Source organism: Candidatus Poriferisodalis sp. (assembly GCF_965198245.1).
Classification (GTDB): domain Bacteria; phylum Actinomycetota; class Acidimicrobiia; order Acidimicrobiales; family Poriferisodalaceae; genus Poriferisodalis.
The window spans coordinates 1,795,965-1,822,441 of sequence record NZ_OZ240249.1 but is presented as its reverse complement, the minus strand read 5'-3'; the positions used below and the strand labels follow the sequence as shown (position 1 = coordinate 1,822,441).

Below are 26,477 nucleotides of genomic sequence, written 5' to 3'. Positions count from 1 at the left end.
AATTCCGGCTGGATCCTCTCAGCGCCCACGCAGACGCCTCGAAGTTCGGGTGATGACCTACGAGGGCTGCGACGCGATGACGTCGACCAGCCGGCGGCCCCGGCGATAGCCGAAGCGTACGACGCCGGTAGCCGTCGCGAACAGCGTGTCGTCCTTGCCGCGACCCACATTCTGCCCCGGATGGAACTTGGTGCCCCGCTGGCGCACGATGATGCCGCCAGCGTCGATGGTCTGTCCCGAGTACACCTTCACCCCGAGACGCTTCGCGACCGAGTCGCGCCCGTTGCGAGTGGAGCCTCCGCCCTTGGTCTTCGACATGGTTCAGTCCCTCGCGATCGCGGTGATCTCGACTGTGCTGTAGCGCTGCCGGTGGCCCCACCTGCGCCGGTTGGTGGTGGCGTTCTTGTAGGTGAAGCCGTCGATCTTCGGGCCCTTGGTCTCGCCTACCACGCGGCCCCTCACAGAGGCACCGACGAGCTCGGCGGGCGTCGCCAACACCATGCCGTCATCCACCAGGAGGACTGGCGTAAACGTGACCTCTTCGCCGGCCGGCACCTCGAGCAGCTCGACATCAAGCCGTTGGCCGGCCTCGACGCGGCGCTGCTTGCCGCCGGTGGCGATGACTGCATACATCGACTGGGAAGGATACCGATGGGGCTACCCGATCAGCGCATGAATTTCGCTCTTCGAATCAGGAGAAGAGCGATTCGCGCAACTGGATGCCCCTCCCCTCGCACACGTCGCAGGGATCTGACATCGACTCGAGCAATCCCTCCCCAGTGCGCATCCGAGTCATCTGCACGATGCCCATGTCTGAGATTGGCTCAGTCGCGGTTCGGGTCTTGTCGCGAGCCAGTGCCTCATTCAGCGTGGACATCAGCTGTTCGCGCTGGCGCTTGTCGTCCATGTCAACGAAATCCACGATGATGATCCCGCCGATGTCGCGCAGCCGCAGTTGCTTGGCGATCTCGGTAGCGGCTTCGAGATTGTTCTGGAACAACGTCTCGTTGAGGCTTGACCTGCCTACGTTGCGCCCCGTATTGACATCGATCACGGTCAGCGCCTCGGTGTGCTCAATGATCAGCGACCCTCCCGACGGCAGCCATACCTTGCGGTCGGTGGCCTTGCGCACCTGTTCTGCTACGTGAACTCGCTCGAAGAGCGGCAACCGTTCAGCAACGGGGTCGTAATAGCGGATGCGATCCACCAAGGGCGCGGCGACCGCCTCCATGTAGCCCTTGACCTGCTCGAACAGCACCGGATCGTCGATCACTACTTCGCGGAAATCGGCAGTGAACTGCTCCCGGATGATGCGAACCGCCAATTCCGGCTCGCGGAACAGCAGCGCCGGCGCCTCGGACCGCTCCGCCAACTCGGAGATCTGGGTCCATTGGCGTGTGAGACGCTCAATGTCCCGCCGGATCTCGGCCGCAGTGACATTCTCAGCCGCAGTGCGCAGGATCACGCCGAATCCCTCGGGGATTTCCTTGGCCAGCAGACCACGCAGCCTCCGTCGCTCGCGGGTTGGCAGGCGGCGAGAGATGCCTGTGACGCTGCTGCCAGGAATGAGCACCACGAAGCGACCGGGCAGCGACACCTCGGTGGTGAGACGGGCGCCCTTGTGGCCGATCGGGTTCTTGATGACTTGGCACATGATCGTCTGCCCGTTGCGGATCAACTCGCTGATCGCAGGACCGTCGACCGTGCGGCCTCGGCGCCCGCCGGTGCGCTTGCGCTCGGGGCTGGCATCTTCATCGCTGTCGTCGTAGGCGACGGTGAGGTCGCCACGGTAGAGAACGGCTTGCTTGGGCGTTCCGATGTCGACGAATGCAGCTTCCATGCCCGGAAGTACCCGGCGCACCCGGCCCAGGTAGAGGTTGCCGTAGATCTCGGATATGTCGTCGGAAGGCCGGCTCACGTAGTACTCGATGAGCGACCGGCCCTCGAGCACCGAAATGTGAGTGGCGCCTTCGGCCACATGTACACACATCCGGTAGCGGCCGAGCGGCTTGCCGTTGCGGTACTGGCCCCGACGCTCTGAGAGCTGCTCGTCGTCGAGCTCGACGGGGCTCTGATCGGCCAGGATCGCCTCCACGGGAGCGTGGGAGCCGTTGCGGTTGTCGGTGGTTGGCGTACCCGCCCCTTCGGATCGACCACGCCCGCCGCGTCCACGGCCACCCCGCCGGCGTCGGCGTCGTCCTGTGGTGCCTTCGCTCTCGCCAGCCTGAGGTGAGGGTCGGGTGTCGCCGATCTGGGGTTTGCGAGCAGGCGGCGGAACCCCTGGCGGGGATGGCTTCGCGAGCTCGGATTCCGCTTTCTTCGATACTGCCTTGGCCTTGGGCTGAGCCTTCGCCTTGGGCTTGGGTTCAGCCTTGGCCTTGGGCTCAGCCTTCGCCTTGGGCTTGGGTTCAGCCTTGGCCTTGGCCTTGTCGGGAGCCGGACTCGCCCGCCTGCGTCTGGTCTGCGGCCTCGATGCTGCTTCAGGCGGTGCTGGAGCAGCAGCCTCCGGTTCGGGTGCGCCAGGCTTGTCGCCGCTGGAGGACGCGACGAGCCGACGCTTGCGAACAGCGGGTGCGGTATCTGCCGATTCGCTCGACGTCTCGCTCTCCGGGTTGTTCGTTGTGTTGTTGGTGGTGTCGTTCAGTGTTGATTCATCCACTGAGGGGTTCCTTCTGTCTCTGGGCGCACTGGGCAGGCACGGCCGGTTCGGCTCGTCCTGCGGCGCCACACGTCCATTGATGTGTTCTACGGGCAATGCCCATCTCGTGTGCCGGCGCGAGCGCTGGCACCAATTCGCTGGGGCGCACGACCCTGGGTGTCGCCGACAGCTCGGCAGACAGCACCGCTCCCCGCCCCGAGGACTCCTCGACGCGAAGTGCGGCAACGCCTGGTCGTATGTCTGAGCTCAGGGTCTTGCCCTTGTGTACTCGTTCGGTCACCACGGTCTCGGAAGCCAGGAACTCCTCGACCGCTTTGGTTGCCGTAACGGCTTCGAGCCCGGCGATCTCGAATTGCCAGCCGCACGAACGGACCACCGCCTGCAGCGAGGGCCCGCTGCCGTCGGTCAGCACGACAGCCGACACGCTCATGCCGACCGGGAGCGCTTCGGTCAGCGCTCTCGCCAAGGTGCAGTAGCTCGCCGTCGCGACCTCAGACTCGTCCTCGCACGGGTCATGGGGACCTGAGCGGCAAACGATCACGGGGCCGTTGGGCCCGTCGCGCACCGCGTCAGCGGCAAGCGGCAGTTCCAAGAACTCGGCGTCGGACTCGTAGCCGGTCGGCAACGCCAAGCCGAAACTCAACTTCATGCGAGGCGAGAAGCCCTGGCTATAGGTGACCGGAATGCCGACCTTGCGCACGGCGCGCTCGGTCACGCGAGCCACATCCCGGTGTCCAATGAACCGGATCTTGCCGACTTTGCGGAAGCGAACGCGCAGCTTCAATGTCGTCTCCCACCCATGCGGGTGGGAGCGGCACTGCGGCTCGGCATCGGAGCAATGAGGCCCCGCATCACGCGCCGCCTCCCGCCGATGCAGCTGCGCCCGCCAGCAAGCGGGGGCGCAGCTCGACCGGCACCATATGGCCGGTCGCGAGATCCTGTCCCGTCCCCTGACTGCCGCCATTGGGGGCGACAGGGGACGCAACCATGTGCTCGATCCCATATTCAGTACAGGCCCCGCAGTCGTAACACGGGGTCCAGCGGCAGTCAGGCAGGCCATGGCCCTCGAGGGCGTCCTGCCAGTCTTGCCAGAGAAAGTCGCGGTGCAAGCCGGCACCGATGTGGTCCCAGGGCAGCACTTCGTCTTCGCCTCGATGGCGGTACACGTACCAGTCGAGACTGAGGCCGCACGCTGCCATCGCCTCTTCCCAAAGATCAAGGTCGAAACGCTCGCTCCACTCCTGAAATGTGCCGCCCTTGCGCCACACGTATTCGATTGCCGCGCCCACACGCCGGTCGCCTCGACTGGCGATCCCCTCGGCTGCCGAGGCCGCCGGGTCGTGCCACTTGAGCTGGACACGCCGGTTGCGACCCAGCGCCGCTCGCACCAGCCGTACCTTGCGGGCCAGCTCGTCGGGCGGGTTCTGCCCGAACCACTGGAACGGTGTGTGGGGCTTCGGCACGAAGCCCCCCAATGACACCGTCACCGAGGCACGTTTGTTGTACTCCTGCCCGATGCGCGCGCACGCATCGGCGAGGTGAGCGATCGCCTCGGTGTCAGGGTCCATCTCCGAAGGCAGACCCGTGAGGAAGTACAGCTTCATGCGGTGCCAGCCCTGGCTGTAGGCAGAGCGCACGGCGCCGTACAGGTCTTCTTCAGTGATGAGCTTGTTGATGATCTGGCGCAACCGCCACGAACCCGCTTCGGGGGCAAAGGTGAGCCCCGTGCGGCGTGCTCGCGACACCTGAGCCGCCACGTCGACGGTGAAGGCATCGACCCGCAAGCTCGGCAACGAGACGCTGATGCGGCTTGGGTCTAAACCGTTACCGTCGGCTGCGCCATCTGTGCCCATCGCGCCGGCTGTGCCGGCCGAGACCGTGTCCCGGACCAGCTCGGCGATGCCGCTGTAGTCCGCCGTGGACAGCGACATCAGGCTGACCTCGTCGTATCCACTGCGTTCGAGGCCTGCTGTCACCATCTCTCGGACCTGCGCGGCGGGGCGTTCGCGCACCGGACGGGTGATCATGCCCGCCTGGCAGAAACGGCACCCCCGGGTGCAGCCCCTGAACACCTCCACCGACAGCCGATCATGGACGACTTCGGTGACCGGCACCAGCTGACGGCGGGGATACGGCCACTCGCCGAGGTCCGCAACGGTGCGCTTGGCAACGAGCGACGGCACGTCGGGGTACTTGGGCGTGACCTCCACGAGCGCTGGGCCGTCATAAGCGACGTCGTACATCGCCGGCACGTACACACCCTCGATGCCTGCGAGGTCTCGCAGGATCGTGGTGCGAGTGCCGGGACGCTTGCCGGTTCGCTTCCAGGCACCGACCGCCTCGGTGATCTCGCCGACGACTTCCTCACCTTCGCCAATGACGAAGAAGTCCACAAAATCCGACAGCGGCTCGGGGTTGAATGCGCAATGACCACCAGCGCCGATCAGCGGGTCGGCGTCGCTGCGCCGAGCCGACCTCACCTCCAGCCCCGCCAGATCTATGCAGTTGAGCATGTTGGTGTACACGAGCTCGGCAGAGAGGTTGAAGGCGATGATGTCGAAGGAGGCAGCGGCTCGATGCGTATCGACCGAGAACAGCGGAAGCCCAGCGGTTCGCATCTCGGCCTCAAGGTCGATCCACGGTGCATACGTGCGCTCGGCGCTGGAGTCCGGACGCTCGTTCAGCAGCTCGTAGAGGATCTGAAGGCCTTGGTTCGGCAGGCCGATCTCGTAGGTATCGGGATAGGCCAGGAGCCAAGAGGTGAGATGGGGGCCGACCGTCGGTCGCTGCATCCCGTCCTCGCAGCCGATGTACCGAGCCGGCTTGGAGACACGTGGCAGCAGGGGCTCGAGCCGGGGCCACAGTGTTGTCATTGCAACTCCAACGCTACCGGCCCCTGTGGATAATGAAGCGTTTCAGGGCGCCGTGCTTGCTGGTACGCCCCTAGAGGGCGCCGTGCTTGCCGGTACGCCCCTAGAGGGCGCCGTGCTTGCCGGTACGCCCTCAGAGGGCGTATCTGCGCGATCCGACGCTGATGACGATGCCCACGGCGGCGAAGGCCGTGATGGTGCCCGAACCGCCGTGGCTCATGAGCGGCAAGGGGATGCCCGTAATCGGCATGATGCCGATCGTCATGCCAATGTTCTGGAACACCTGGAACAGCAGCATGGAGAGGACGCCGACAACAAGTAATCGTCCGAAGGGGTCGCTGGCGACGCGGGCTATCTGCCAGATGCGCACCGACATGTACGCATAGAGCGCGAGCAGAAGCGAGCCGCCGACGAGACCGAACTCCTCCCCCAGCGCCGTGAAGATGAAGTCGTTGTGCTGCTCGGGTACCAGGGAGAGGTTCGTCTGCGTGCCCTGCTTCCAGCCTTGACCCCAGATACCGCCCGCACCAATGGCGATCTGGCTCTGCCGCAGGTTGTAGGAGGCCTCCAAGGGCTCGAAGTCTTGATCCAGGAAGGCCGTCAGGCGGTTTCGCTGCGTCTCATTCAGCAGCCGAGGCCCCTGGAGCGCGTCGATGCTGAACACCAGCACGAGAGCTAGGACACCGGCCAGCGAGATGACCACGATGTGCCGCAGCTGCGCGCCCGCAACGAGCAGCATGCCCATCGCGATAGCCACGAAGACCAGCATCGTGCCGAGGTCGGGCTGCAGGTAGATCAGGCCCATCGGCACCACCAGCAGCAGCCCGGCGTTGAACAGCGTGTCGAAACGCAGGTATCCCTCGTGGCTCGCAACGAATGCGGCCAGCGACACGATCACGATGAGCTTGGCGAACTCCGAGGGTTGCACCTGGAATCCGAACACCGGCAATTCGAACCAGGATCGCGCGTTGCGAATCTCCGGGCCCCAGCGCAGGAGTGCCCCCAGCGCGACCAAGATCGCGAGGTACGCAGGCGTCGCGTAGAAACGCAGCGCCCGGTAGTCGACGGCGGCGGCGGCGACCATGACCACGATGCCGATCCCCACGAAGATCGCCTGACGGCGCGCCACGGTCCATGGATCGCCACCCTCGAAGGAAAGGCTTCGCCACGTCGAGGCGTAGTTCATGGCGATTCCCAAGCACGCGATCGCAACCGCAGCCAGCGCCAACGTGTAGTCGGCGAACCACGCCGGAGATCGCAATTCACGCCGGGTCTGGGTGCGATTCAGCAGACGCCCGATCATGACGCCACCTCGATCCTGCGGCGGGTCTCATTGCGCCGCAGTGCCACCCTGCGGCGCGGCAGATCGCCTAGGAGCGCTCCGTCGATCTGGTCCACATCGGGGATGCCGTCCCCGTCCGCGTCAGAAGGCGTATTGGCCCGTGGCAGCTGGACGCCCCACGGGCAGCCTTCAGGCACATAGCCCAAGAACGCCGGATCGCCTCGCAGCGCCTCTGGCACTTCAGGGCACTCGGGCTGGGGCGGCACGAACGCAATCTGCGGCTCGGGCCAGCGCTGCTCGTAGGCCCGCACCGCCTCAATGATGCGCCGAGCCACTGGCGCTGCCGCCTCGCCGCCGTATCCAGCCTCCTCCATGACGACAACGACGGCATAGCGAGGGTCATGCGTGGGTGCCCACGCGACGAACACCGCAGTGTCCTCCTTCTTGCGTCGCAGCACTGCGTTCAGACCCTGCGCCTGCGCCGTGCCGGTCTTGCCCGACACCCGGTAACCCTCGTGGTCGTAGCCCTCGAACGCTCTGGCGGCAGTACCTCGCAACCGGGAGTTGGTGACGTTGCTCAACCCTTCCCGCACCACCGAGCTGCCGTCGGGGAAGTCCACGACGTCGAGCACCCTCGGCTCGAACGTGAGCACAGCCTCGCCGAATGTCTCAGCCTCCCGCGACACGACCGCCTCGACGATGTTCGGCGAGAAGCGGGTTCCGCCATTGGCGAGAGTGGCGTAGGCATTGACGAGCTGCATCGGCGTCACCGCCACCAGCCCCTGGCCGATCCCGGTGTTGATGTTGTCACCCGGGAACCAGCGCGGCGGCTCGTTGTAAGGGTTATAGGCCTCGGGGCTCAGCTCGAACAGGGTTTTCTTTACGTCGCCGTCCGGCACTCGGCCCGTCTTCTCGAATGGCAGCTGCACGCCAGTCGGCGCGCCCAACCCGAGCGATCGGGCCATGTTCTGGATAGCCCACTGCTCGGGACCGTCGATCCAGTACAGGTCATCGGAGACCTTGTAGAAGTAGGCGTCGCTCGACCGAGTCAGCGCTCCGGACAGGTCCAGGGTCCCCAGCGCGGCCCGGTCCGAGTTGAAGAATGTGCAGCGGCCGGTGCAGCCGCGCTCGTCGGGAATCTTGTAGTACCCGATGTCGTGGTACGAGGCTCGCGGCGAGATGAGACCCGCTTCGAGCCCGGCAAGCGCCGTCACGGGCTTGAACACCGAACCGGGCGAGTAGGTGCCCTGAACTGCAAGGTTGTTGAGCGCTCCCGGCGAATAAGGGTTCTCGAAGACCGAGCGGTACTCGGCCACGGTCAACCCCTCCACCATCCAGTTGGGGTCGTAGGTCGGGTGCGACACCATCGCGAGCACGTCGCCGTTGCGCACGTCCATGACCACGGCTGCTCCCGTGAGTGCCGGGTAGAAGAAGCCCGAGTCCTCGCTCACCGTCTTGCGGGCTCCGATCAGTCCCTGTCGCAAGTACGACTCCGCCGCAGCCTGCAACTCGACGTCGATGGACAGCACGATGTCATGACCCGGCTCCGGCGGGACATCGGCCAAGATCCGCTGCACGCGGTCGCGCCGGTCCACCTCGAGCTTGGTGCGGCCCGGCTCGCCATGGAGCTCTGCCTCGAAGAGACCCTCAATGCCTGCCCGGCCGACTCGCTCGTAGGGCAGGTAGCCGTCGTCGATCAGCTCGGAGTGCTGGCGTTCCGACATCGCTCCGACGTAGCCCACGATGTGCGCGGCGACCTCGTTCTGCGGGTACACGCGCACCCAATCCCATTTGGCCTCGACGCCGGGAATGGACCGCTCGGCCACCCGCAGCAGGCCGTCCTCGTCGAGGCCCGTCGCCACCACTTTGGGGGCGAGCGGGTGCGTGCGCTGGTCGGCAAGGCCCTGGCTGAGCTGGGCGACCGGCACCTCGAGCAGGTCGGCCAGCTCGGTCAGCACCGCCTCGGTCTGAGGCTCCGTGTAGCTCGACTGGTCGATCGTGACGACGCCGGTGCGGATGTTGTCGGCCAGGACCACACCGTGACGGTCGAGGATGCGTCCGCGGGTCGGCGGGGTGATGATGATGCGGACTTGGTTCGACTCCGCAGCTACGGCGAATTGTTCCGACTCGAGCACCTGCAGGTACCACAAGCGAGTGAACAGCGCTCCGAACAGGCCCACCATCACGATGCCCAGGAAGGCCATTCGCCGACGGACGCGCTCATCCACTGCGAGACCTCGGTTCCCGTTCGGCGGTAATGCGCGGGCGGATGATGAGCGCCCAGCGAACCACGCGTTCGAGCAGCGGATTGGTCAGCAGGGACGCGACACCAGTGACGATGGCGATGCGAACAAGCGGAGCCTCCGTTACATAGACGAGATCCATCAGCCAACCTGCGCTGGCGAACAGGCCTATCCCGCCCGCCGTCAGCAACGACGCCAGCGCTGCGCGTGCAAACCAGCGCGCCGAGGGGATCTGTTCCGTCACGGTGCCTGACAAGTAACCAACCAGGGTCAAGACCAGCAGGGACATGCCAAAGGGCGTGTGAACGATGAGATCGGAGGCCAGTCCACAACCTGCGCCGAAGGACGCCCCGGTGCTACGACCGCCGACCATCCCCCCTGCGACGGCGAGCAGCACCAACGGATCGACAATGACGCCGGCCGGGGTGATGTGCGCGAGCAAGCCGACGTGCGCCATGACGGCAGTAACCAGCACCAGTGCCGATCGGGCCAGCGGCCCGGCACCTGCCATCACCGCCGGTCCCCTCTCACGATGCCCCGTCCGTATTGACGGGGGTGTCCGACGGCTCGCGATCGACAATCACCGGCGCGGGGACATCGGGCTCATAGAGCAGCACCTGCACCCATCGCAGCCGCGTCAGGTCTGCCGCAGGGTGCACAGCGACCCGCTGCGCTCCCCGGACTGCGTCGGGCTCGACATCGGTGACCGTGCCCACAAGCAGCCCGGCGGGAAACGTGCTTCCCTCGAAGCCGCTGGTCACCACGGTCTCTCCCGGGATGACGACCGTCTCAAGCTCGATGTAGCTCACGTCCAGGTCGCGACCCGGGCCTCGTCCCGAGGCCAATCCGTCGTCTCCGGATCGGACGATGCGCACGCCGGCGTCGAAGTTGGGATCAGTCAGCAGCTCTACCCGCGAACGAGTGGTGCTGGCCTGCACGACGCGCCCGACCAATCCGTCGCCGCTCTCCACCGGCATTCCCTCGCGTATGCCGTCCCGGCGTCCTCTTGCCAGCTCGATCGTGCGTTCGAAGTTCGACACCGGTGCATCAATGACCCTCGCCGTGACCCGAGGGATTGCCCGGGCGGTGTCACGGGCGCCCACCAGAGCGAGCAGTTCCTGCCGGTCCCGTTCCAACTCGCCGACGCGCAGCACCGATGCTTGCGCTTGTGCCAGCTCGCCGCGCAGCTGCGCGTTCTCGGCCTCTAAGTCGTCGAAGCTGACCACCCCGCGCCAAGCGTTGCGAAACGGCCCGACCACCCAGTCTCCGAAGGTTCGCACCGGTCCCAACAGGTCCAGCGCTGCGCCGCGCGCGGTGTCCAGCACGCCGCCAGAGCCACGTGCGTCCAGCGTCAACAGTGCAATGGCCGTCACAACGAGCAGGGCCAAGCGGAGCCAGGTGCGTCTCCGAATGCCGGCGCGGCGGGCCACGGCCGGGGGCGTCAGCGCCCCTCGGTGGACGAGTACAGCACTCCGTGGAGGACGTCGAATTCTTCGAGCGTCTGGCCGGAGCCACGCACGACGGCGAACAGCGGGTCCTCCGCGATGTGAACTGCAACGCCTGTTTCCGAGCGCAGTCGATCCGGCAGACCGCGCAGCATCGCTCCGCCGCCGGCAAGTGTGATGCCGTAGTCCATGACGTCGGCTGCCAATTCCGGCGCGGTGTCATCGAGCGTCGCCTTCACCGAGTCGACGATTGCGCTGACGGGTCCCGCAATTGCTTCGCGGATCTCGACGCTGTCGACGCTGACCGATTCGGGAAGCCCACTCACCATGTCGCGGCCACGGACCTCGGCGTAGATCTCCTGCTGCAGCGGCCACGCAGAGCCCAGCGCTAGCTTGACTTCCTCTGCGGTGCGCTCGCCAACGATGAGGCCATGCTCCTTCTTGACGTGAGCAACGATGGACGCGTCGATCATGTTGCCGCCGACGCGGGCAGAACGAGCCGTCACGATGCCGCCGAGCGAGATCACGGCGACCTCAGTGGTGCCGCCGCCGATGTCGACGATCATGCTCCCCTGCGCCGTCTGAACCGGCAGCCCAGCGCCGATCGCCGCTGCCATCGGCTCCTCGATGATGTACGCCCGGCGTGCACCTGCATACTCGGCGGCTTCCAGTACTGCGCGCTGCTCCACTCCGGTGATTCCCGACGGCACGCAGATCACCATGCGCGGCTTGGGCCAGCGCGTCTGGGTGACCTCGTTGATGAAATGCCGGAGCATCTTCTCGCAAATGTCGAAGTCGGCAATCACGCCGTCTTTGAGCGGACTGATCGCTGTGATGTTCCCTGGCGTTCGGCCGATCATCCGCTTGGCCTCTTGGCCGACGGCTAGCGAATTGCCCGTCATCGAATCGACGGCCACCACCGAAGGCTCGTTGAGCACGATTCCCCGGCCGCGAACGAACACGGTCGTGTTCGCAGTACCGAGATCGACCGCGATGTCCTTGCCGCCGAACATGGGTCCGCGCCGGCGGGATCGGGACGGCCCGTTCGCCGCCATCAGCTGCCGACCTTGTTGTTCGACGGGACGACGGACGGAAAGAACAGGGCGATCTCTCGCTGGGAGGAGGCTTCGCTGTCGGAACCATGCACGAGGTTCTCGGTGGGAGACAGGCCGTAGTCGCCCCGGATGGTGCCGGGTGCGGCAGCGGCGGGATTGGTGGCACCCATCAGGGTGCGCACGACGGCGAAGACGTCGCCGCCTGCGTCGGCAGGGCCTTCCAGCACCATGACGATCGATGGCGAGCGCGTGATGAAGTCCAGCAGTGGCTCGTAGAACGGCTTGCCAGCGTGTTCGGAGTAGTGCCGCTCGGCGGTATCGCGGTCAATGGTCCGGTGTTCCAAGGCCGCGACGGTGAGCCCTTTGCATTCGAACCTGCCCAGGATCTCGCCGACGAGGCCGCGTTCGACAGCGTCAGGCTTGCAGATCACCAGCGTTTGCCGCATCGCTGTCTCCCTCAGCCTGCTGCCTCGCACTGACGCGTTGCGTCATGGGCTGCGCGCCAGAGACTAATGCGGGTGACTCCCCAGCAGTCGCCGGGCCTCGGCAGCGATGTACAGCGAGCCGCTCACCACCACAATCCCATCGGGGCCGGCCCGGTCGCGGGCGTGCTGCAGCGCATCGGTGACGCTCGCAGCCGCGATGATGTCGAGCGGCCGGTGACGGCTGGCCGCTGCGTTCTCTACCGCAGCGGAAACCTCGCTCGGCGGGATCGCACGCGGCCATGACGCCGCAGTTGCAACAACCGCATCGAAGGGCTCGAGATCGAGCGCTTTGCAGAACTCGCCGGGATCGTGTGGTCTGTTTGCACCGATCACGAGCACATTGGAGCCATCCGTGCCTGCCGCCGAAGCGACTTGCGGCTCTCCCTCCGGAGTCGAGACCATGGACAACGCTTCCGCCAGCGTGTCTCGCAGCGCAGCGGCACCAGCGGGATTGTGGGCCCCGTCGATGACCACCGTCGGCTGACGATTCACGATCTCAAAGCGCGCCGGCAGCGTGATGTCCGCGAGCGCCGCAGTGATCACATCGTCATCGAGGCTCCGGCCGAAGAATGCCTCGACCGAGCTGATGGCCGTGGCGACGTTGATCGCCTGGTGAGCACCGTGGAGCGGCACGAAGTGATCGGCATGCTTCCCAAACGGGGTGCGGACGGTCACGAGCTGACCGCCGACGGCGGGCTGGCGGTCGGCTACATCCCATTCGACGCCGCGGCGCCACAGCTCAGCACCGACCTCTGCCGCCGTGACGGCCACAATTTCGACGAGCTCAGGGGCCGTCTCGCCGCAGACGGCGATCGCCCCTGCGGAGATGATCCCGGCCTTCTCCGAGGCAACGTCCGCCAATGTGGGCCCGATGATCTCAAGGTGGTCGGCGCCAACGTTGGTGATGACTGCCACTGCAGCGTCCACCACGTTGGTGGCATCCCAGCGGCCGCCCATGCCGACTTCGATCACGTTGACGTGCGCGGTGGAGGCGAACCAGTTGTACGCGGCGCCGGCCATCACCTCGAAGTAGTTCGGCCGCTCGCCGCAGCGCTCGGTCACCATCGACTCGAGAACGGCGACCTCACTGATCGCCGTTGCGAACGACTCGTCGTCGAGTGGCTCGTTGGCCACCGTGATCCTGTCATTGACGCGCTCGATGTGGGGCGACGTGTAGCTGCCAGCGGCAAGCCCGCACGCCCCGAGCAGCGCAACTGACAGCCGCGCCGTGCTGCCTTTGCCGTTCGTGCCGGTGATGTGGATGGCCGGCACGCTGTCCTGCGGGTCGCCCAAGACGCCCATGAGTGTCCACATGCGATCCAGCGTGGGTGCCGTCGCCTCGGGGCTGCCGAGCAGCCGTTCGAGGTCGATATGGGAATCCAGCCAGTCGAGTGCGGCCTCGTAGTCGCGCAGCGGCCCGGCTGCCGCTCCGGTCGGCGCAGGGCTCAAGATGCGCGGCGTGTGACGGTCGAACGAGGCACCAGCGTGGGATTCACCTTGTCGAGCACCACGCTCCGGTCGACGATGCAGCGGGCCACGTCATCGCGGCTCGGCAAGTCGTACATCAGCCCCAGCAGAACTTCCTCGAGAATCGCCCGGAGCCCGCGCGCGCCCGTGTTGCGGAGCATCGCCTGATCCACGATGGCTTCGAGAGCATCCTCAGTGAACTCGAGTTCGACGTCGTCAAGTTCGAACATCCGGCGGTACTGGCGCACCAGCGAATTCTTCGGCTCGGTGAGGATCCGGCGCAATGCGCCAGGATCCAGCGCGTCGACGACGCCGACGACGGGGAGCCGGCCGATGAATTCGGGGATCAGGCCGAAGTGGCGCAGATCCTCGGGCAGCACATCTGGCAGCACGTCGAGCGCTGAGCTGCCGGTAGCGTTGCGCAGCGTCGCTCCGAATCCGATGCCCCGCTCCCCCACACGGTCGGCAATGATGCGCTCAAGGCCGTCGAACGCGCCCCCGCAGATGAACAGCACGTTGCTGGTGTCGATCTGCAAGAACTCCTGGTGGGGGTGCTTGCGACCACCCTGTGGGGGCACCGAGGCCACGGTGCCCTCGAGAATCTTCAGCAAGGCCTGCTGGACGCCCTCGCCGGACACGTCGCGGGTGATCGAGGCGTTCTCGGCTTTGCGGGCGATCTTGTCGATCTCGTCGATGTAGACGATGCCGGTCTCGGCGCGCTTCACGTCGAAGTCGGCCGATTGGAGCAGCTTGAGCAGGATGTTCTCGACGTCTTCTCCCACGTAGCCGGCCTCGGTCAGCGCCGTGGCATCAGCAATAGCGAACGGCACATTGAGCATGCGCGCCAAGGTCTGCGCCATCATCGTCTTGCCGCAGCCCGTAGGGCCAATCAGCAGGATGTTCGACTTGGCAATCTCGACATCCTCGCCAGCACCAGGTCCGGAGGGCTCAAGACGCATCCGCTTGTAGTGGTTGTAGACGGCCACCGACAGGATCGTCTTGGTCTTGTCCTGGTCGATGATGTAGTCGTCGAGGAAGGCAAAGATCTCGCGTGGCTTGGGGACTGACTCGAATGGTGTCTCGGTCGATGTCTCGACCTCGTCGTCGATGATCTCATTGCACAGGTCGATGCACTCGTCGCAGATGTACACGCCTGGGCCCGCGATGAGTTTGCGCACCTGTTTCTGGGATTTGCCGCAGAACGAGCACTTGAGCAGCTCGCTGCCCTCACCGAACTTCGCCACGCTGCACCTCCCTCCTGCTGAGACTTGGTCGTCGGTTGCCGTACAAGGCTCGCACACGGCCCGTCCGCACGCGACCCCAATGTTGACGGCTCAGGGTTGCTCGCCAAGGATGGCACAGCGCGCGCCGGACAGTGCGATCTGTTTCATCCTGGCCACTCGGTATCCACGGGGAGCGGTCGAGACGCACCGGTAGGCTCTGCGCTTCGTGAAGACGACGCTGACGCCGCTGGATTCAGCGGATTTCATCGGGCCCGCGCCGGTTTCTGAACCCGATCCTCCAGTCGAGGACGAGACACCGGCTGACCCCGACACCGACGACTCCAGCGACGGTGAGACTGCGACAGAACGGATTGTCGGTCCCCGCGTCAAGCTGACCGTTGAAGTCGACGCCGAGACGTTCGACGCCGACATCGAGGCTGCGTTCCGCAAGCTGGCCCGTGAGGTGCGCATTCCCGGATTCCGACCCGGCCGCGCACCGCGACGGGTGCTGGAATCGCACTTCGGATCCGAGGTCGGGCGCGCACAGGCGCTCGAAGAAGCGGTGCCCCGCTACTACGCCCAGGCGGTGCGTGACAACCACGTCGACGTGGTGAACCAGCCCGAACTGGAGCTCACTCTCGACGGAAGCGAAGGGCCGGTGGCGTTCGACGCGACGGTCGAGATCCGACCGGTGGTGTCGATCTCGGGCTACAAGAAACTGCAGGTCGCGATCCCCAGTCCCGAGCCGCCCGAGTCCGAGATTGACGCCCGCATCGACGAGACGCGCCGCCAGTTTGCCGATATCGCGGAGGTGGAGCGCTCCGCGGAAGTTGGCGACCGTGTCACGATCGACATCGAGGGTTCCGTGGACGGCGAGGCGCTGCCCGGACTCTCAGCCCAGGACTACCTCTATGAGGTAGGCAGCGGTGGCATCGTGCCCGAGGTTGACGAGCAGCTCATCGGCTGCGAGGCCGGGATCGAGTTGTCGTTCAGCGCGCCACATCCGGTGCAACCCGACATGGAGATCGACTTCGAGATCAACGTCAACACGGTGTCGGAGTTGGTCCTGCCTGAGCTCACCGACGACTGGGTCGACGAGAACACCGAGCACGACTGCATCGCGGACCTTCGCGAGGCCACGGCACAGCAACTGAGCTTCGGCCGCATCATGCAAGCCAATATGACTCTGCGCGACGAGGTGCAGAAGCAACTCGCCGGCCTTGTCGATGGACCGGTTCCCGATGCCATGGTGAGCGGGGCAATTGCAGACCGCATGTCAGAGCTGGGCAGCGGGCTGCAGCAGCGAAACATGACGATTGAGGACTGGTTGGAGGCAACGGGCCAAGAGCCTGCGTCGTTCATCGGGGAATTGCGAGACGATGCTGAGCGTGGCGTGCGTTTGGATCTGGCTCTACGCGCCCTGGCCACGGCTGAAGGCCTGCAAGCCGACGACGATGACATCGACGCAGAGTTGGAAGGGATGGCAGCCAACGATGGCCGCAGCCCGGCCCAATTGCGCGACGTCATGGCAGATGCCGATGGACTCGCTCACCTCACATCAGCGATTTGCAAGGGCAAGGCGCTTCAATGGGTCATCGAAGCCGCCACACTCATTGGACCGGACGGCGACACCATCGACCGCTCAGCGCTCGAATTCCCGTCGCCCGATGACTCGCAGAGCGTTGACGACACCGAAGCCCGAAGCGACGAAGACGACAAGGACACACCGTGACGACCGAGTTCTCCGCACACGCGGATCAATCTGACATCAGCGCCGGACGGCACAGTGCCCGCAATTACCTCGTGCCCACCGTCGTGGAACAGACCAATCGGGGTGAGCGGGCGTACGACCTGTACTCACGGCTGTTGAAGGAGAACATCATCTTCTTGGGCACGCCGATCGACGATGTCATCGCCAACCTGGTGTGCGCGCAGCTGATCCACCTGGAGTCGGAAAATCCCGACAAGGACATCAACATCTACATCAACTCGCCCGGTGGGGACATCAGCTCGCTGTTCGCCATTTACGACACGAGCCAGTACATCCGCAACGACATCACCACAATCTGCCTCGGCCAAGCGGCGTCTGCCGCTGCGGTGCTGCTGGCTGCGGGCACGCCGGGCAAGCGCATGGCGCTGCCCAATGCGCGAGTGCTCCTGCACCAGCCCTACGGGCAGGCGATGGGTCAAGCCACCGACATCGAGTTGGCGGCGCGCGAGATCGACCGGATGCGCGAACGGCTTGAGCGGATCATTGCGCACCACACCGGCCAGGAGATCGAGCGCATTCACACCGATACCGACCGCGACTTCATCATGGATGCCGAAGCCGCCAAGGAGTACGGGATCATCGACGAGGTGATCGCGAACCGCCAGGTGCTCGAAGACGGCCCGATTCGCGCTGCGTAAGGGGCCGCGCCGGAGAGGTGTGCCCGCTTCGGATTACGCCGAGTGAGCGGACGACGGGAATCGAACCCGCATCATCAGCTTGGAAGGCTGAGGTTCTGGCCGTTGAACTACGTCCGCGAAGAGCGCCGAGGGTAGCGGCGCGCACATAGCGCACTGTCGAACCCCAGCGAGCGGACGACGGGAATCGCCGTCTCGATGGCGGCGCCAGAGGCGCCGCGTGCATCATCAGCTTGGAAGGCTGAGGTTCTGGCCGTTGAACTACGTCCGCGAAGAGCGACGAGGGTAGCGGCGCTGACCGGACAGACTCGCTGACTATTCGGACTGCGGGCGAGGCAGGTCGAACGGCAGCGGCGTTGTCGTGGCCCTGCGGTCGATGCCGTCGAGATTGACCCGCAGCGCCGTGTCCGGCTCGAACCAGGGCGGATCGAGCAGTGCGAGGCCGGTGTTGGTGTCGAACCTCGGCGAGCGAGCAAGCGCTCGCAGCGTGCCGACTGGATGACCGTCGGGGCACTGCACGGTGCGTGGCGATCGCATTGGCGACGGCGGGTCGCCATCGACGACGAGACCGACGAGGCGTCGCTGAGTGCCCGATGCCCGCCGAGCCACCAGCGCGGCTTTGCCGATGAAGTCGTGACCCGCTTGATGGTCACCATCGTCTTCCAGGCCGACGAACCGGCGGATGCCGGCTTCGTCTGGATCTGTCTCGGGATCGGTGTCGCCGCCGAAGGACAGCAGGAAGCTCTCGATGCGCTCGGCGTTGTTCGGCGCGCCCACTGCAAGCCCGAAAGGCCGACCCGCTTCCCACAGCAAGTCCCAGAGCTGCTCTCCTTTGGCGCCGTCCATCAAGAAGAGCTCGAAACCGCCCTGGCCGGACCACCCAGATCGACACACGATCATGGGGATGCCGTTGTGAACGTGGTGCGCGAAACCAAAGAAGCGCAACTCGCGTACCCAGTCTCCGAGAGCTGCTGCGACGACGTCGGCGGAACGGGGGCCTTGGATCGCAAGCGGCCAGACGTCCGGCTCGGTCACGTCGACGTCGAATCCGCCTTCGCCCGCCACCGCCCGTGCCCACAGCAGCACGTCGCTATCGGCAATCGAGAGCCAGAATGTCGTCTCATCGATGCGCAGCGCCATCGGGTCGTTGACGAGGCGACCTTCGTAGTCGCACATCGGCGCATAACGGGCTGCACCGACCTCGAGGCCCCGCAGATCTCGGGCGCAGAGATACGTGACCAACCGGTGCGCATCTGGTCCAGCGATCTGCACTTGGCGTTCGCAGCCGACGTCCCAGATCGCCGCAGATTCCGTCAGTGCCCGGTAGTCCGCAGCAGGATCATCGGTGCTGATAGGCAGCACGGTGTGGTTGTAGACCATCGCCTTGGTCATGCCTGCTGCTACCGCGCGGTCAGTGAACGGCGTGATCTTGGTCCGGGGACCGATGATCAGCTCCACCCCGAGCTCCAGCCCTGCGAGGCGAACTAGCGACCGGTGCGCAGCTAGCTGCCAATCGCCTGCAAGTGGCCTGCGTCGCGCAGCCGCTCGAAGAACTGCGGTTCGTAGGCGGACTCAGGGTCTGCACGCACTGCGGTGTCGATGGCGTGCGCATCTTCGCCGACCAGGATCCGCCAATCGCCCGCGAGGACTCCCGCCAGGATGATCTGGGCAGCTTGAGCGGCTGTCGTCGGGGCATCGACACGGAAACGCGTATTGCGATCGACGACCAGCGCCTCGATCTCGGCATCGCTGAACTGATCGATTGGGATCCCCCGGGCCGCCATTGTCTTGCGCCGCAGTGGGATATCGAGACCATGCGCCTCGATGCTGTTGAACGCGATCGAGGTGCCGATATGACCGGGCATGACGACGTGGGCGCTGACGTGCGGCGCGTGGAGCGCGAGGTCCACCATGAGTGCTTCGGTGAGGCCCTTCACGGCGAACTTCGCAGCGGAGTAGGACGTGTGGGGCGCGCCTGGCCCGACGGTCGCCCAAAACCCGTTGATGCTGCTGGTATTGACCATCGCCGCCGCATCTGAGCGGACGAGCAGGTCCATGAAGGCACGTGCGCAATTCAGTACCCCGTTCCAGCACACCTCGAAGGTCTTGTCCCACGCTGCGCGTTGATCATCGATGACGAAACTGCCGCCGCCGCTGATACCGGCGTTGTTGAACAGCAGGTTGATGTGGTCGGTCTCGTGGGCAGCGGCGACGTCGGCCGCAAACGCTGCGACGGCGTCAGTATCGGTGACATTGCACAGGTGTGTCGTGATGCGCACCCCTTCGGAGGCGTCCTGACTGGCAAGTTTCGCTGTCTCGGAAAGCGTCTCGCGGTTGAGGTCGCAGGCAGCGACATGCGCTCCCGCTGCCGCGAGTTGGCGAACCAACTCACGGCCCATGCCGGTGCCGCCGCCGGTCACCACTGCGATGCGCCCAGCAAAGTTTGATACAGCCATGCGTCTGTCTCCCCCACTTGTGCACGCAGACGCGGCTCCGTGCTGCGAGTTGGTCGGTCGTGTCAACTAGTGCTGAAGTCTCGCAGTGTCACGATGCTTCCGCGTCAAAGCCGGACGCGACCTCGCCAGGTCAGCTTTCCGGTGGGCCGCCCGCGAACATCTCGGCAGGTGGTATGAGCACCTCGGCACCGGTGCGCGGCTAGCGGCCGAACGCCTGCAGGTAGCCCGCGTCGCGCAGCCGCTCGAAGAACTCCGGTTCGTAAGCCGACTCAGGATCGGCGCGCACTGCATTGTCGATGGCGTGCGCGTCATCGCCGACCAGGATGCGCCAATCGCTCGCAAGGACACCCGCCAAGATGATCTGGGCGGCCTCGGTTGCTGTTGTCGGGGCATCGTCTCGAAAGCGCGTGTAGAGGTCGAGGACCAATGCCTCAACCTCGGTGTCGCTGGACTGATCGAGCGCCACCCCCCGGGCCGCCACGGTCTTGCGCAACACCGGCGCATCGAGACCGTGAGCAGAGACGCTGTTCAGATCGATCAATGTGCCGATGTGGCCGGGTATCACTACGTGGGCGCTGACGTGGGGCGCGTGCTGCGCGAGATCCACCATGAGCGCCTCGGTGAAGCCCTTGACGGCGAACTTTGCCGCGCAGTACGCCGTGTCCGTCACGCCTGGACCGAGCGACGCCCAGACGGCCATGGCGCTGCTGGTGTTCACGATCGCTGCCGCATCTGAGCGGAGGAGCAGGTTCATGAAGGCGCGAGCGCAGTTCAGTACCCCGTTCCAGCACACCTCGAAGGTCTTGTCCCACGCAGCTCGCTGATCATCGATCACGAAGCTGCCGCCGTGGCCGATGCCAGCGTTGTTGAACAGCAGGTTGATGTAGTCGGTGTCGTGTTGTTCGGCGACTTCCGCGGCGAACGCTGCCACGGCATCTGCGTCGGTGACATCGCACGAGTGCGTGGTGATGCGCACGCCGGTGGCGGCCCGCGACGTGGCCAGCTCGGCGGTCTGCTCCAGCGTCTCATCATTGAGATCGCACGCCGCTACGTGTGCGCCTGCCACTGCGAGCTGGCACACCAGCTCGCGGCCCATGCCGTTGCCGCCGCCAGTGACCACGGCAATACGTCCCGCGAGTTCGGTGACGGCCATGGATCAGCCTTCCGGCGGACCGCCAGCGAACATCTCGGCGGCTGCGGCTTCCATCTCTTCGGGGGTCACGTCTCGCATGTGGGTGGCGATTGACCAGTTGTGACCGAAGGGATCGCGGATGCCGCCGAAGCGATCTCCCCAGAACATGTCCGTCGGCGGCATGGTCAACTCAGCACCTTGCGCCACGGCCGCCTCGATGGTGGCGTCACAGTCGACGACGTAACGGTGCATGGTGACCGAGGAGCCGCCGAGCGCAGCGGGGGCTGATTCCGAGCCGGAGAACTCTGGAAAGTCGTCGGCCAGGAAGATCAGACCGTCGCCCAATACAAGCTCGGCGTGAATCAGCTTGCTGCCGTCGGGCGTGGACTGCCGGTGCGCCTCGCGGGCGCCGAACGCGGCCGTGTACCACTCGATGGCATCGGCAGCACCGCCGGGCGAACCATCGGTGCGGGCACCGATCGTCATGTAGGGCACGACAAAGGGCCGGTCGGCGGGAATCGGTTGCACATCGCTCATGGCGCGGACTCTAGCCACAGCTCGCCAAGCGGAACGCTGCTCCCAGCCCCGCTCCCAAGTGGGTTTCCGATCAACCTCCAACGCTGCTTCCAGAGCCGCTCTCAAGAGCATTTTCGATCACCTCGCAACGCTGCTCCCGGTGCCGCCCCCCAGGTACGTTCCCGTTCACCCCGCAAGGCTGCGACAATGCGTCATTCGGCGCGCTCGCCAGGCACTCGGCGCTGCCGGTAAGGAGGACTCTCATGAGGCAAGTCGACCACTGGATCGGCGGTCAGCGAACGCAAGGGTCGCCCAAGACCATGTTCGAAGTGACCGACCCGGTCACCGGCAGTGTCATCGCCACGGTTCCCATGGCGTCCGCGGGCGACGTGGACTTGGCCGTGGGCACAGCACGCACGGCGTGGGAGGGTTGGCGGGAGGCCTCCATCTCGTCTCGTGCCGCGGTTATGTTCGCCTTCCGGGAGCTGCTCGAGGAGCACCGCTTGGAGCTGGCCGAGATGGTCTCGGCCGAGCACGGCAAGGTGCGTGCCGACGCCATGGGCGAGTTGCGGCGAGGGATCGAGGTGGTGGAGTTCGCCTGCGGCATCGGCCAGCTGCTGAAGGGCGAACGCACCGACGACATCAGCACCGAGCACGACGCCTACACAGTCCGCCAGCCGGTCGGCGTGGTGGCGGGTATCACGCCGTTCAACTTCCCGGCGATGGTGCCGATGTGGATGTACCCGGTAGCCATCGCCTCCGGCAACTGCTTCGTGCTCAAGCCGTCCGAGAAGGACCCGTCGGTGGCGGTGCGCATCGGCGAGCTGTTCGCCGAGGCCGGGCTGCCCGACGGCGTATTCAGCGTGCTCCACGGCGATGCGGACGCGGTGAATGGCCTGTGCGAGCACCCTGGAATCGACGCGGTGAGCTTCGTGGGCTCGACACCGATTGCTCGTCATGTGCACCGAACGGCATCGATGGCCGGCAAGCGGGTACAGGCGCTCGGCGGCGCCAAGAACCACATGATCGTGCTGCCCGACGCCGACATCGGCCAGGCGGCCGATGCTGCGGTGTCAGCCGGTTACGGGTCAGCAGGCGAGCGCTGCATGGCCATCTCGGTGGTCGTGGCGGTGGGGTCCATCGCTAATGACCTGTCTGGGGAGATCTGCGAGCGGATCGACGCGCTGCGCATCGGCCCCGGGCTCGGCGCTGAGGCCGTGGACATGGGACCGCTGGTCACTGCTGAGCACCGCGACCGCGTGCTCAGCTACATCGACTTGGGCGAGTCCGAAGGAGCGGTGCTGGTACGGGACGGTCGAGACCTGGTGGTGGACGGCCACCCCGATGGCTACTGGGTCGGTCCCACGTTGCTCGATGAGGTCACACCCGAGATGAAGGTCTACGAGGACGAGATATTCGGACCGGTGCTGTGTCTGGTGCGCGTGGATTCGTTCGAAGAGGCGATGGAGCTGATCGAGAACAACCAATACGGCAACGGCGTGGCGCTGTTCACCCGTGATGGCGGGGCCGCACGGCGGTTCCGGCGGGAAGCCCCGGTCGGGATGATTGGTGTCAACGTGGCCATTCCGGTGCCGATGGCGTATCACTCGTTCGGTGGCTGGAAGGACTCGCTATTCGGCGACCACCACATGCACGGACCCGAAGGCATCCGCTTCTACACCAGGCTCAAGGCGGTCACCGAGCACTGGCCGGACCCCGCCGACCGCGGCGTCGACCTGGGCTTCCCGACCGCCCGCTGAGGGAGCAGCGCCCGCTATCGCCCATAGCCAGATCGCGGCCGTATTACTCCATTTTTGCGAGTATTTTTACTCAAAATCTCCGAGTATGCTCGTGGCATGGACCGGAGTCCGTTTCCGCATCACGGACCGTTACGACCCGAGCAGGTGACAGGCCGCGAGAGCCTCGCTGTCGATCTCGCCCAGCGAATCGCGGATCGGCGGTTGACCGCGTTGGTGGGGCCGCGACGTTTCGGCAAGACAAGCCTGCTCAAGCGCGTGGCGGCCGACTTGGCTGCCGTCGGCCCACAACCTGTGTGGATCGACCTCTACCAGCTCACGTCGATGGCCGACTTCGCCGCGGCGGTCGACCGCGGTCTCGCGTCCGTCGTCGGTCCCGTACGCCGAGCGCTCGACTCCATCGCTGCCACGGTGGCGCTGCGCATCGGGGTGCTGGGCGTCGAGCTCACTCGCAGCCCCAAGTATCGTCCCGACCCGGTGTTGTCGTTGCGCAACCTGCTCGGAGTGCTCACCTCAGCAGCGCAGCGTCACGACCTGTTCGTCGTATTCGACGAGTTCTCAGGCGTCGCCAACATCCAAGGAGGTGCGGGGGTGCTGCGGACCGAGTTGCAGCATCACTTCCAGTCGCTCGGCATCGTCTTCGCTGGCTCGGAACCCTCAACGATGCGAGCGCTGTTCAGCGAGCAGACCCAGCCCTTCTTCGCTCAAGCCGACCTGGTGGAAATCGGACCGCTCAGCGACGCCGCCGTCGGCCACATCGTCGAAGACGGCTTCGAGACCACGCAGCGGCACACCGGAGGAATCACCAGCCGGATCGTTGCGTTCGCCGCCGGGCACCCCCAACGTGCCATGCAACTCGCAGATGCCCTCTGGAGACGTGTCGAGCCGGGCGAGACGGCCGATATGCCGGCATGGGAGGCGGCACTCGCCGAGGTGCGCACCAACGTCAACGCAGCCTCCGAACGTATCTTCAGCCTGCTGCCAACCGGCCAGCAAAAAACGCTGCGAGCCATCGCTGCGGGCGGCAGTATCTACGGCGCCGCTGCGTCGGCACTTGAGCTTCCCCCCGGCAGCGCCCAAGACGCCGCCGAGAAACTGATCGGCAACGGCATCGTGCGCCGCGCCCAAGAGCGACTCGAAGTCATCGACCCGCTCCTCGCCGACTGGCTCTGCCGCCGCTTCCCTATCTGACGCCCGACGCCGTTTCGCGGGGCTGCGCATCCAAGCAGGGACGGTCCGTGCAGTGGTGTCTCGTCTCAAGTCTGTTGCCCGGTTTCGAGCTGGGCGGCACTGAGGTTGGCTATTTCGGGGTGGGATTCGAGGGGGCGGTGCCGTGCTGCGGCGGGACGGCCGCGAACTCGTGGTGGACGGCCACCCTGAGGGCTACTGGGTCAGCCCCACGCAAGCGCGACGAGGTCACCGCCGAGATGAAGGTCTACGAGTACGAGAGCTTCGGCCCCGTGCTGTGCTTGGTGCGGGTGGACTCGCTCGAAGGGGCAATGGAGCTCACCGAGAACAATCAGTTCGGCAACGGTGTGGCGCTGTTCACCCGAGATGGCGGGATGGCCCGTCACTCGGCCGGATTGCACGAACATCGTGACATCGATGCCATCGACTAGGAAATCAGGTCGTGACCGATATCGGGGAATTGAGCGGATCGAGTCGTTCAGGCGAACTGGACGAAGTGCTCGACGAACACATGATCGGGGAACTCGCCGGTCTGCGCTCTCTTGAGCGAGGGGTCGGATACCTGAATGACCGTCGGGTGGAATCGGCGGCAGCGGGCGACAAAGGGGTGCGCGCGACGGTGCGCGGAACAATGCCGTACGACGTCGAGTTGTGGCTCGACGCCGACACGCTGAACTGGTCGTGCTCGTGCCCTGCGGCCGAAGACGGCTCGTTCTGCAAGCATTGCGTCGCCGTGGCGTTGTCGCTGCTGCGCACCGGCGAGCGCCCCGACGGCGCGAGCGAGCCAACGCGGCCGTCGCAGCGCAGCCGAAGCGCCGACCCTGATGTCCTCCTGCTCGAGGGGTTCGTGCACCGGCTCGACGTCGAAAGGCTGGCGGAGATCGTTCTGAAGCAGGCTGCCGACGATTGGCGCTTACGCGAACGCCTGCTGCTCGAAGCGAGGTCCGAGCAAGGCATAGGACCGGACCTCGATGAATGGCGTCAGCGGATCAAGGGCGTTCTTGGCGCCCGGCGTCATGTGAGCTATCACGAAGCTCCTGAATGGGCAGCGATTGTCGACGACATGATCGACGCGATGGTGGATCTCTGCGATGCAGGTCATGGCCCCGCAGCAGCGCAGCTCGCTGAATATGCGCACAGGCGGGCGGACATGGCCATGGGCCGTGTGGACGACTCTGACGGGTGGCTGACGGTCATATCCGACCGCCTGGCGGATCTGCATCTTCAGGCGTGCGAGCAGAGCACATCAGACCCGGTCAAGCTGGCGAAGCGCCTCGCGAAGCTCGAAATGACGTCGGAACTGGACGGATTCCACCGGTCGGCAGCGAGATATGCGGAAGTACTCGGCCCCTCAGGGCTGACCGCGTTCCGCCGTGCGATCGAGCCCCAATGGCGGCAGATCGACCCCAAAGACGACGGCTGGTCGTCGGACGTGTCCCGCCTGCGTGAAGCGATGATCGGTTGGGCGCTTGCCATGGACGACCCCGACGCGCTCATCGAGGCGCACCGGCGCGAGCGAATTCACCCCACCGACATGGTCGAGATCGCCGCTGCGTTCGAACGGGCCGGTCGTGACGACGAAGCTGTCGAGTGGGCCCGTCGGGGTCTGTCAGGCATGAGGCACGGCTCATGGCATGCCGGTAATACCCGCGATTTTCTGGCTCGCAAGCTGCGCGAGCGGGGCGAGACCGGAGCCGCCGTCGATCTGTACTGGAAGACGTTCGAGGCGAGTCCGTCGCTGAGCAATTTTCGCCGCCTGAAGCAGGAGGACACCGGTGTCGACTGGCTGAGCCGAGGCCGCAAGCATCTGCTCACACTGCTCGATCCCAGCGGTGACAACACGTTGCTGGCTAGCGGGGCGCCGGCTGATGGTTCGGTGCCCGAAGACGTCATGTCTGACGACGCTTCCGCCGCGCCCGCAGCAGCAGCAGTCATCTTGACGGAGATCCTGCTCTTCGAGGGTCACGCTCAGCAAGCATGGGACACGGCTGTGCAGCTGGGCACGAGCAGCCAGATGTGGATGACGCTCGCGAGGGAGCGAGAGCAACGCTCACCTCGTGACTCGATCACGGTCTATGCCTCGGCGGCGCTGGCGATCATCGATCGCAAGAAGGCCAACCAATACAAGTCCGCCGTCGATCTGATGTCTCGAATTCAGCGTCTGGCAGCCGATGCGGGCGAGCCGGAATTGTTCGATTCGCTGCTGCAACGCGTCCGGACTGAGCACCGGGCGAAGCGCCGGCTCAAGGAGCTGCTTGACCGCGCGGGTTGGTGATCCCGTCGGGCGATCTGC

General features: G+C 65.5%; 23 protein-coding genes and 2 tRNA genes. 6 read left to right on the top strand and 19 right to left on the bottom strand.

Translation table 11 applies throughout. From position 1 onward, the window contains the following. Window positions 1–57: 57 nt before the first annotated feature. The 13 genes from rpmA to clpX all read right to left on the bottom strand — a co-directional run bounded on the left by rpmA (window position 58) and on the right by clpX (window position 14,750). A complete protein-coding gene (gene rpmA / locus ACOCMM_RS08405) occupies window positions 58–318 on the bottom strand; it encodes a 50S ribosomal protein L27 (RefSeq protein ID WP_419552718.1) in 261 nt (86 codons plus the stop codon). A gap of 3 nt (window positions 319–321) precedes the next feature. Continuing rightward, window positions 322–633, bottom strand: a complete 312-nt coding sequence (gene rplU / locus ACOCMM_RS08400; RefSeq protein ID WP_419552717.1) for a 50S ribosomal protein L21 — start codon at window positions 631–633, stop codon at window positions 322–324. A gap of 58 nt (window positions 634–691) precedes the next feature. Further along, window positions 692–2,659: an Rne/Rng family ribonuclease gene (locus ACOCMM_RS08395; protein ID WP_419552716.1), complete on the bottom strand. Its 1,968-nt coding sequence runs from the start codon at window positions 2,657–2,659 to the stop codon at window positions 692–694. Continuing rightward, complete coding sequence (locus ACOCMM_RS08390; RefSeq protein WP_419552715.1) at window positions 2,652–3,443, bottom strand: TIGR03936 family radical SAM-associated protein; 792 nt, start codon at window positions 3,441–3,443, stop codon at window positions 2,652–2,654. The genes ACOCMM_RS08395 and ACOCMM_RS08390 overlap by 8 nt, the downstream gene beginning before the upstream one ends. A 67-nt stretch (window positions 3,444–3,510) precedes the next feature. Next, window positions 3,511–5,532, bottom strand: a complete 2,022-nt coding sequence (locus ACOCMM_RS08385; RefSeq protein WP_419552714.1) for a TIGR03960 family B12-binding radical SAM protein — start codon at window positions 5,530–5,532, stop codon at window positions 3,511–3,513. Between the two features lie 130 nt (window positions 5,533–5,662). Next, the gene (gene rodA, locus ACOCMM_RS08380; protein WP_419552713.1) at window positions 5,663–6,832 is read right to left on the bottom strand and encodes a rod shape-determining protein RodA; all 1,170 of its coding nucleotides are present in this window, start codon (window positions 6,830–6,832) and stop codon (window positions 5,663–5,665) included. Further along, window positions 6,829–9,039: a penicillin-binding protein 2 gene (gene mrdA / locus ACOCMM_RS08375; RefSeq protein WP_419552712.1), complete on the bottom strand. Its 2,211-nt coding sequence runs from the start codon at window positions 9,037–9,039 to the stop codon at window positions 6,829–6,831. The genes rodA and mrdA overlap by 4 nt, the downstream gene beginning before the upstream one ends. Further along, window positions 9,032–9,565 carry a hypothetical protein gene (locus ACOCMM_RS08370; RefSeq protein WP_419552711.1) on the bottom strand — a complete coding sequence of 178 codons (534 nt, stop codon included), beginning with the start codon at window positions 9,563–9,565 and terminating at the stop codon, window positions 9,032–9,034. Before ACOCMM_RS08370 ends, mrdA begins: the two co-directional genes overlap by 8 nt. Before the next feature lie 16 nt (window positions 9,566–9,581). Further along, entirely contained in the window at window positions 9,582–10,442 is an 861-nt protein-coding gene (mreC, locus tag ACOCMM_RS08365; protein WP_419552710.1) for a rod shape-determining protein MreC, read from the bottom strand. Window positions 10,443–10,495: 53 nt separating this feature from the next. Continuing rightward, window positions 10,496–11,512 carry a rod shape-determining protein gene (locus tag ACOCMM_RS08360; protein WP_419554843.1) on the bottom strand — a complete coding sequence of 339 codons (1,017 nt, stop codon included), beginning with the start codon at window positions 11,510–11,512 and terminating at the stop codon, window positions 10,496–10,498. Between the two features lie 41 nt (window positions 11,513–11,553). Continuing rightward, the gene (gene ndk, locus ACOCMM_RS08355; protein ID WP_419552709.1) at window positions 11,554–12,000 is read right to left on the bottom strand and encodes a nucleoside-diphosphate kinase; all 447 of its coding nucleotides are present in this window, start codon (window positions 11,998–12,000) and stop codon (window positions 11,554–11,556) included. A gap of 63 nt (window positions 12,001–12,063) precedes the next feature. Next, window positions 12,064–13,488 (bottom strand): bifunctional folylpolyglutamate synthase/dihydrofolate synthase, encoded by a 1,425-nt coding sequence (locus ACOCMM_RS08350; protein ID WP_419552708.1) that lies wholly within the window; start codon window positions 13,486–13,488, stop codon window positions 12,064–12,066. Continuing rightward, complete coding sequence (gene clpX, locus ACOCMM_RS08345) at window positions 13,485–14,750, bottom strand: ATP-dependent Clp protease ATP-binding subunit ClpX (RefSeq protein ID WP_419552707.1); 1,266 nt, start codon at window positions 14,748–14,750, stop codon at window positions 13,485–13,487. Before clpX ends, ACOCMM_RS08350 begins: the two co-directional genes overlap by 4 nt. Window positions 14,751–14,955: 205 nt before the next feature. Between clpX and tig the strand changes: the two genes are divergently transcribed. Both tig and ACOCMM_RS08335 read left to right on the top strand, forming a co-directional pair. After that, on the top strand, window positions 14,956–16,461 hold the full coding sequence (tig, locus tag ACOCMM_RS08340; protein WP_419552706.1) for a trigger factor: 1,506 nt from the start codon (window positions 14,956–14,958) through the stop codon (window positions 16,459–16,461). A 35-nt stretch (window positions 16,462–16,496) separates the two neighbouring features. Further along, window positions 16,497–17,138, top strand: a complete 642-nt coding sequence (locus tag ACOCMM_RS08335) for an ATP-dependent Clp protease proteolytic subunit (protein ID WP_419554842.1) — start codon at window positions 16,497–16,499, stop codon at window positions 17,136–17,138. Between the two features lie 45 nt (window positions 17,139–17,183). Here ACOCMM_RS08335 and ACOCMM_RS08330 read toward each other — a convergent pair. The 6 genes from ACOCMM_RS08330 to ACOCMM_RS08305 form a co-directional block, all read right to left on the bottom strand. Further along, a tRNA-Gly gene (locus ACOCMM_RS08330) sits at window positions 17,184–17,255 on the bottom strand. Window positions 17,256–17,307: 52 nt separating this feature from the next. After that, window positions 17,308–17,406: transfer RNA gene (locus ACOCMM_RS08325), tRNA-Gly, on the bottom strand. A gap of 44 nt (window positions 17,407–17,450) precedes the next feature. Beyond that, complete coding sequence (locus tag ACOCMM_RS08320) at window positions 17,451–18,593, bottom strand: glycine cleavage T C-terminal barrel domain-containing protein (protein ID WP_419552705.1); 1,143 nt, start codon at window positions 18,591–18,593, stop codon at window positions 17,451–17,453. A 44-nt stretch (window positions 18,594–18,637) separates the two neighbouring features. Then, window positions 18,638–19,591, bottom strand: a complete 954-nt coding sequence (locus tag ACOCMM_RS08315) for an SDR family NAD(P)-dependent oxidoreductase (RefSeq protein ID WP_419552704.1) — start codon at window positions 19,589–19,591, stop codon at window positions 18,638–18,640. Between the two features lie 199 nt (window positions 19,592–19,790). Beyond that, window positions 19,791–20,744 (bottom strand): SDR family NAD(P)-dependent oxidoreductase, encoded by a 954-nt coding sequence (locus ACOCMM_RS08310; protein WP_419552703.1) that lies wholly within the window; start codon window positions 20,742–20,744, stop codon window positions 19,791–19,793. A 3-nt stretch (window positions 20,745–20,747) separates the two neighbouring features. Further along, window positions 20,748–21,260 (bottom strand): VOC family protein, encoded by a 513-nt coding sequence (locus ACOCMM_RS08305; protein ID WP_419552702.1) that lies wholly within the window; start codon window positions 21,258–21,260, stop codon window positions 20,748–20,750. A 242-nt stretch (window positions 21,261–21,502) separates the two neighbouring features. Here ACOCMM_RS08305 and ACOCMM_RS08300 point away from each other — a divergent pair, with 242 nt between their 5' ends. From ACOCMM_RS08300 to ACOCMM_RS08285, 4 genes are all read left to right on the top strand, one after another. After that, window positions 21,503–22,999: a CoA-acylating methylmalonate-semialdehyde dehydrogenase gene (locus ACOCMM_RS08300; protein WP_419552701.1), complete on the top strand. Its 1,497-nt coding sequence runs from the start codon at window positions 21,503–21,505 to the stop codon at window positions 22,997–22,999. 96 nt (window positions 23,000–23,095) lie between these two features. After that, entirely contained in the window at window positions 23,096–24,187 is a 1,092-nt protein-coding gene (locus ACOCMM_RS08295) for an AAA family ATPase (protein WP_419552700.1), read from the top strand. 74 nt (window positions 24,188–24,261) lie between these two features. Continuing rightward, window positions 24,262–24,615 carry an aldehyde dehydrogenase family protein gene (locus tag ACOCMM_RS08290; RefSeq protein WP_419552699.1) on the top strand — a complete coding sequence of 118 codons (354 nt, stop codon included), beginning with the start codon at window positions 24,262–24,264 and terminating at the stop codon, window positions 24,613–24,615. A gap of 11 nt (window positions 24,616–24,626) precedes the next feature. Next, window positions 24,627–26,459 carry an SWIM zinc finger family protein gene (locus ACOCMM_RS08285; RefSeq protein ID WP_419552698.1) on the top strand — a complete coding sequence of 611 codons (1,833 nt, stop codon included), beginning with the start codon at window positions 24,627–24,629 and terminating at the stop codon, window positions 26,457–26,459. Window positions 26,460–26,477: the final 18 nt, after the last annotated feature.